General features: G+C 63.0%; 6 protein-coding genes. 3 read left to right on the plus strand and 3 right to left on the minus strand.

Annotation, left to right across the window (positions count from 1 at the left end):
• Positions 1 to 87: 87 nt before the first annotated feature.
• On the plus strand, positions 88 to 546 hold the full coding sequence (locus MOV63_RS31655) for an NfeD family protein (protein ID WP_247039702.1): 459 nt from the start codon (positions 88 to 90) through the stop codon (positions 544 to 546).
• Positions 547 to 582: 36 nt separating this feature from the next.
• Here the strand turns inward: MOV63_RS31655 and MOV63_RS31660 are convergent, their stop codons facing one another.
• The gene (locus tag MOV63_RS31660; RefSeq protein WP_247039703.1) at positions 583 to 1,578 is read right to left on the minus strand and encodes an SIS domain-containing protein; all 996 of its coding nucleotides are present in this window, start codon (positions 1,576 to 1,578) and stop codon (positions 583 to 585) included.
• A gap of 145 nt (positions 1,579 to 1,723) precedes the next feature.
• Here MOV63_RS31660 and MOV63_RS31665 point away from each other — a divergent pair, with 145 nt between their 5' ends.
• Positions 1,724 to 3,250, plus strand: coding sequence for an outer membrane beta-barrel protein (locus MOV63_RS31665; protein WP_247039704.1), 1,527 nt, complete (start codon positions 1,724 to 1,726; stop codon positions 3,248 to 3,250).
• Here MOV63_RS31665 and MOV63_RS31670 read toward each other — a convergent pair.
• Both MOV63_RS31670 and galU read right to left on the minus strand, forming a co-directional pair.
• Positions 3,247 to 4,131, minus strand: coding sequence for an ornithine carbamoyltransferase (locus MOV63_RS31670; RefSeq protein WP_247039706.1), 885 nt, complete (start codon positions 4,129 to 4,131; stop codon positions 3,247 to 3,249). The genes MOV63_RS31665 and MOV63_RS31670 overlap by 4 nt on opposite strands.
• 92 nt (positions 4,132 to 4,223) lie before the next feature.
• Entirely contained in the window at positions 4,224 to 5,111 is an 888-nt protein-coding gene (gene galU / locus MOV63_RS31675; RefSeq protein ID WP_247039708.1) for a UTP--glucose-1-phosphate uridylyltransferase GalU, read from the minus strand.
• Between the two features lie 201 nt (positions 5,112 to 5,312).
• Here galU and MOV63_RS31680 point away from each other — a divergent pair, with 201 nt between their 5' ends.
• Positions 5,313 to 6,533 carry a lytic murein transglycosylase gene (locus tag MOV63_RS31680; protein ID WP_405029409.1) on the plus strand — a complete coding sequence of 407 codons (1,221 nt, stop codon included), beginning with the start codon at positions 5,313 to 5,315 and terminating at the stop codon, positions 6,531 to 6,533.
• The last annotated feature ends 211 nt before the right edge of the window (positions 6,534 to 6,744 follow it).

Genomic DNA, 6,744 nt, shown 5'->3' on the forward strand with positions numbered 1-6,744 from the left:
CCACCGGCCGGCCCGCGCCCCCAGCCCGGTCCGCGCACCACGCCGGTCCTCAATCCGTTCAACCCGACGTCTTCAGAGACCTGAGCCATGCTGCATGATGCTGTGGTCAATCTCGGTCCCTGGAGCTGGTGGATTTTAGGCGTCGTCCTGTTGTGTGCCGAACTCGCGGCACCAGGCGTCTTCCTGATCTGGATCGGCGCGGCCGCAATCGTCATCGGCGCGCTGTCTCTGGCGCTCTGGGACGCGGCCTTCTGGAGCTGGCACGTCCAGCTTCTGCTGTTTGCAGTGCTCTCAGGCGCCTTCGCGCTGGCAGGCCGCCGTTTCTATTCCAGCAGCAACCAGGCGACCGACGAACCCAATCTCAACCGCCGCGGCGAAAGCCTAGTCGGCCGCACCGCAACTCTCCACGAGCCGATCGCCGAGGGGCGCGGCCGCATCCGGCTCGACGATACATGGTGGTCAGTGATGGGTCCTGATCTGCCGGCCGGCACGCAGGTGAAGGTCGTGGCGGCAAGCGGCCGAGACCTGAAGGTCGAAGCGGCGTAGTTTTCCCCGTCCAAAAGTGGCTTGGCCCGGCTGGTATCAGGCCACGCCGACGCGCAGCAGATCATGAAAGTGAACGATGCCGATCGGCTTACGCTCTTCGTCGACGACGAGCAGCGCGCCGATGCTGTGCTTGTTGAGCATCGCCATGGCCTTCGTGGCGAGCGTTTCCTTGCTAATGGTCTTCGGATTGCGCGTCATCACCTCATCGACCCGCGTCTCGCGCAGGTCGAGATGAAGGTGCCGGGAAATATCGCCATCGCTGATGAAGCCGCAGAGGCTGCCATCCTCGTCGACTATGCCGACGCAGCCGAAGCGCTTGCGCGACAGCTCCTGGATCGCCTCCAGCATGAGGACGCCCTTTTTGACCAAAGGCATGCGATCGCCGGTATGCATCAGATCGCCGACATGGCTGAGCATCGCCCCGAGCTTGCCGCCCGGATGATAGACGCGGAAATCGGTTGCCGAAAAACCGCGCGCTTCGAGCAGCGCCACGGCAAGCGCATCGCCCATCGCAAGCTGCATCAGCGTCGACGTGGTCGGCGCCAGGCCGTGCGGGCAGGCTTCCTGTTCCTTGGGCAACAGCAGGACGACATCGGCCTCGCGGGCCAGCGTCGAAACCTCGCCTGACGTCATGGCGATCAGCGGAATGGAGAAGCGGCGGGTGAAGGAAACGATGCCCTGCAGCTCGGCGGTCTCGCCGCTCCAGGACAGAGCCAGCACCACGTCCCCCGACCCGATCATGCCGAGATCGCCATGATTGGCTTCGACGGGATGCACGAAGAAGGAAGGCGTGCCCGTCGAGGCGAGGCTGGCAGCGATCTTGCGGCCGATATGTCCGCTCTTGCCGATGCCGGTTACGACCACCCTGCCGTCGATGTCGCCGATCAGTTCCGCAGCCTTGCGGAAGGCTTCGCCAAGGCCGTTCTGAAGCGCCAGCTCCAGCGCATTAAGCCCTTGTTTCCCGAAGGAAATTGTCCTCAAGGCGGAATCGACAAGGTCGTTCTCGACCAGTTGCAAAGCTCTCTTGATCATGGGCAAGCCTTAACGCTTTTCGCCCACCAAGTCTATCGGCTTCGGGCCGGGGCCACGAAGTTGGCCGCTGCCATAGCGTCGCAACCAAACGTTAACCACATGGCTTTACGTTTGGGTAAGCATTTGCGATTGCCCGGGCAGGCCTATGAAGATCATCACAACGACAGGCGGGACGCGCCAGAGGCGCCGGACGGCACTCGGCCTTCTGCTGGCCTGTTCGGCGCTTGTCTCGCCCGCAGCCGCCCAGACCCGCAACGTGTTTCCGCCGCAGAGCGGCTCTCTTCCATCGGTCACAGACACCAGTTCGCCCGCGTCGAATCCCGCTTCCGGCACGGCCTTGAGAGGCAATACCTCGGCGCAGCCGTCCGCCAGTGCCGCCGACGACCAGAATCAGGATGACCCGAATGTCGCGACCGGCACCACGCCCGGCCGCAACCGTGCGGCCACCCAGGAGCCTCCCTATGAGGACGACCTGAACCAGCCCCACGAAGAGCCGCTCGACCGTGGCGCCGAGCCGGTCGAGACCCAGGAACAGCCCCGCGAACCGGGTGATCCGACCGGCATCCGGATGGGCAGCTTCCTGCTCCGTCCTTCGATCAACCAGGGTATCAACACCGAGATCCGCCGCTCGAGCGGCACCAAGATCCGCCGCGATTATCTGTCGACGGCGATCCGCGGCACGCTGACCTCCGACTGGTCGCGCCATTCGTTGACGATCACCGGTGAAGGCACACTGGAGCGCAATCTCGGCAGCAGCAGCCAAGGCGAGCAGCCGGAAGCGAACATCAATGCCGACCTGCGGCTCGATCTCTCCAACGATACGGTCGCCCATATCACCGGCGGCTATAAGTTCTCCCGCGAGAACGACTACGATCCGAACGCCCTCGGCGGCGCATCGACCCAGTCGGGCGTCCATGAATTCACCGGCGGCGCCTCCGTCCAGCGCGACTTCGGCAAGATCCGCGGCACGGCCGCACTCGACCTTTCCCGCGCCTCCTATACGGATGCGAAGCTCTCCGACGGCACGATCGTCAGCATGAAGGATCGCAACCGGACCGGCATCGACGGCCGACTGCGGCTTGGCTACGAACTGTCGCCGGCGCTCGTCCCCTATGTGGAAGTGGCGACCGGCCACACGTTCTATGACCTCAGACACGACATTTCCGGTTATGCCCGTTCGTCGCAGAGCTATGCCGCACGCACCGGCATAGAATTCGATCTTGGCGAAAAGCTGCGCGGCGAAATCGGCACCGGCTACGAGGTCGTCGATTACGAGGACGACCGCCTGAAATCGGTCGGCGCGGTCACCTTCAGCGGCAGCGCCACCTGGTCGCCGCAGCGTGGCACCAATGTCGATCTCGGCCTGCGCACCACGGTGCAGGATTCGACCACGCCCGGTCAGAGCGGCTGGGTCGAATACCGCGCGACGGCAGCCTTGACCCATGAGATGCGCGACAACCTCATCGCCCGGCTGACCGGCAGCTCGACGCTGCGCAATTTCCCGAGTGGTGGACCGAGCGACGAAACCGTCTGGATCGGCGGCGCAGGCCTCACCTGGGCGATCAACCGTTACCTCGACCTGACCGGCGACGTCGAATACGAACAGGCGGGCGGCGGCGGCACCAACGACAAGATCGTCCGCGCCGGCGTCGGCCTCACCTTGAAGCGTTAAGCTTTCGTTCGACCGGTAATCCATTCCATCAGCGCATTCTGCGCATGCAGCAGGAAGGCTTTCGCCGGCGTGCTCTGGCAAGCCGCGTGCGTCATCGCATCCGCTGTGACTTCCTGTCCGCGCGCCACCGGCGGACAGGGGATGAAGATCGCATCGGGACGGCAGCGATCGAGAACCGCCGCCGAGATCCGGTAATCCGCAAGCGTGCTTTCAGCGATCCCGCCCGGCCAGCTATCCGTGAAGATGACATCCGCATCCTCGACTTCGCGCATATCCGTGCTCAGCCGGAAATTGTCATTGAGCAGTGCCGTGTCGCTCACATGCCAATCGTCCGGATAAACCTGTACCACCTCGATCGGCAGCGAGATCGACGCCTCGATCCAGGACCGCAGAATATTGGCGTCCGGCGCCACGCCGACGATCTTCAGCCCCTCGATGCCGCCCCTTTTGGCTCTGACATAGGCAAGGTCTCCGAGCGTCTCGCAAGGATGGTTCGATCGCGTCCGGGCATTGATGATCGGTGCCTGGGCATGTGCCGCAAGCTCCCGGAGCGACGTGAGTTCCGGCGTGCGGATGACGACCATGTCGAACCAGTTGTCGAGATAACCCGCCAGGTCGGCGATCGTTTCCCGCCCGCCGAGGCTCGCCGGCACATGTGTGCAAATGCCGCCCATCGCCTGGATGCCGAGATCGAAAGCTGTCGTATTGCGCCAGCCGCCGTCATCGACGATCAAGGCGACCCGACGGCCCTCGAGGCTTTTCGGCATCCGCCGCTCCCGCCACGCCTCGGCAAGCACGCCGGCGCGATCGAGGATCGCCGCTGTGGCATCCGCCGAAAAATCGTGGAATTCCAGAAAATCGAGACCCGCAGAGAGAGCCATGGCACCCGGCACCGTGAAAAACAAACCCCTCATAGCAGGACCATGAGGGGTTTGCGTGACGTCCGGACCGGCAAATCGCCGGTCGGAATGATTTACGTCAGCGAGGCGAGCAGCGCCTTCATCGGTCCTTCGATTGCAGGACGGATATCGGCGCGCTGCAGGGCAAAGGCGAGGTTTGCCAGGATGAAGCCGTCCTTGGCGCCGCAGTCGAACGTGTCGCCCTTAAACGGATAGGCGGCGAATTCCTGAGCCTTGGCGAGCGTCAGCATGCCGTCGGTGAGCTGGATCTCGTTGCCGGCGCCGCGCTCCTGGGTTTCCAGGATCTTGAAGATCTCCGGCTGCAGGATGTAGCGGCCGTTGATGTAGAGGTTGGACGGCGCGGTGCCCTTGGCTGGCTTTTCGACCATCTGGGTGATCTTGAAGCCTTCGCCGACCGGCGCGCCGATGCCGACGATGCCGTATTTATGCGCCTGGTCCGGATCGCATTCCTGCACCGCGACGACGTTGCCGCCGCTTTCGGCATAAAGATCGACCATGCCCTTCAGGCAGCCCTTGCCACCGGCCATGATCATGTCCGGAAGCAGGACCGCGAAAGGCTCGTTGCCGACGATGTCGCGGGCGCACCAGACCGCATGGCCAAGCCCGAGCGGCACCTGCTGGCGCGTGAAGCTGGCAGTGCCGGCAACCGGCAGAAGGCCGGCGAGCAGGGTTAGCTCGGCATTCTTGTTGCGCTCGCGCAGCATCTGCTCCAGCTCGTACTGAATGTCGAAATAGTCTTCGATGACCCCCTTGCCGCGGCCCGTCACGAAAACGAAGTGCTCGATCCCGGCTTCGGCCGCCTCATCCACGACGTACTGGATGACCGGCTTGTCGACCACGGTCAGCATTTCCTTCGGCACTGCCTTGGTCGCGGGCAGGAAGCGCGTGCCCAGACCTGCTACCGGAAACACTGCCTTACGGATCTTTTGTTGTTGTGCCACTCACGCCTCCTGAAAGCACGTCATTGTGCGAATATTCAAATCTCGGCATCTAATGACGAATTGCTACCGTTTCGCAAAGACTGCCGTGGGTCCGGTTTCTATGGTAAAGAATTTGTTGACCCAATCCTGTTATTACATCGTTAAGCCGCATGCCACTCTTGCCGCAAGGCTTGGTAAAAAGAAGACTGGACCCGACTGCCGATGAAGACCCTTCGCACCAACCTCTTTCGAGGGTTTGCCTTCTCCCTGATCGCCGGGCTCGCCGCGGCGGCCATGCCGATAGATGCTCAGGCAGACGCCGGTTTCAAGGCGTGGATCGTTAAATTCTACGATACCGCCGCCAAGAGCGGAATCACCCGTTCCACCTATGAGAAAGCGTTCGCCGGTGTCAGCGAACCCGATCAGGACGTGCTTGAGAAGGCGAACTATCAGCCCGAATTCACGTCCAGGATCTGGGATTACCTCGACAGCCGCGTGAACCCTTATACGGTCAAGATTGGCCGCGAGATGGCGGCCAAGCATGGCTCGACGCTTGCCGCACTTGAACGCCATTTCGGCGTCGACAAGAACATCCTGCTCGCCATCTGGTCGATGGAATCCAACTACGGCGCTGCGCTCGAAAAACCCGAGCGCCTGCACCACGTGCCGCAGGCGCTCGCCACACTTGCCTGGGGCGACCCCAAGCGTGCCAAGTTCGCCCGCACCCAGCTGATCGCCGCGCTCAAGATCCTGCAGTCGGGCGATATCACCCCCAAGCAGCTGACCGGCTCCTGGGCCGGCGCCATGGGTCATACCCAGTTCATCCCGACCAGTTACCTGCTCTACGCGATCGACGCGGATGGCAACGGCAAGCGCGACATCTGGCATTCGGTCCCGGATGCGCTCGCCACGTCCGCCAACCTGCTCGCCAAGAACGGCTGGCAGAGCGGAAAGACCTGGGGTTATGAAACCGTGCTTCCGGCCAATGGCACCCGTTACGAAGGCCAGACCAAGTCGCTCGGCGAATGGGCGAAGCTCGGTTTTGCCCGCCCGAACGGCAAAAGTTTCCCGCGCGGCGCCGACAGGGCGACGCTGAAGATGATGGCCGGTGAGAGTGGACCGGCCTTCCTGATGCTCGGCAATTTCTTCACCGTCAAGAAATACAACGCCGCCGACAGCTACGCGCTGGCCGTCGGCCTGCTCGCCGACGAGATCGCCGGCTTCGGCGGCGTCCAGCAGAGCTGGTCGCGTCCCGACGGCACGCTCGACATCAAGCAGAAATTCGAACTGCAGAACCGCATGAAGCAACTCGGTTATTACGAGGGCGAAGTCGACGGCAATTTCGGCTCCGGCTCGAAGGCTGCGATCTCGGCAATCCAGAAACGCCTCGGCATGCAGCAGAGCGGCGAGCCGTCGAAGTCGCTTCTCGAAGCTTTGCGTTGACAAGAAGGTGCTTCGCGCCACATCGTTTACAAGGAATCTCCCGCAAGCGTGCGGGACGACGGAGACATGAAGGCTTTGCATAAATCCGGGCGAAAAGAGGCCGGCTGCAACGGGGCCGGGCTGAACGAGCCCCTGCGGAGCAGAGGATGGGCACGCTTGGCTCTCCTCCTCCTCGCGGTGCTGCTCGCCCTGCCGGTCGCGCCGCGGCCGG

The organism is Neorhizobium sp. SHOUNA12A (assembly GCF_023006505.1).
Taxonomy (GTDB): domain Bacteria; phylum Pseudomonadota; class Alphaproteobacteria; order Rhizobiales; family Rhizobiaceae; genus Neorhizobium.

What these genes read in the sequence shown, in the direction of transcription:
- MOV63_RS31665 (WP_247039704.1), top strand. Translation starts at nt 1,724, where the DNA reads ATGAAGATCATCACAACGACAGGCGGGACGCGCCAGAGGCGCCGGACG.
- MOV63_RS31670 (WP_247039706.1), bottom strand. Translation starts at nt 4,131, where the DNA reads ATGGCTCTCTCTGCGGGTCTCGATTTTCTGGAATTCCACGATTTTTCG.
- MOV63_RS31680 (WP_405029409.1), top strand. Translation starts at nt 5,313, where the DNA reads ATGAAGACCCTTCGCACCAACCTCTTTCGAGGGTTTGCCTTCTCCCTG.
- MOV63_RS31655 (WP_247039702.1), top strand. Translation starts at nt 88, where the DNA reads ATGCTGCATGATGCTGTGGTCAATCTCGGTCCCTGGAGCTGGTGGATT.
- MOV63_RS31660 (WP_247039703.1), bottom strand. Translation starts at nt 1,578, where the DNA reads ATGATCAAGAGAGCTTTGCAACTGGTCGAGAACGACCTTGTCGATTCC.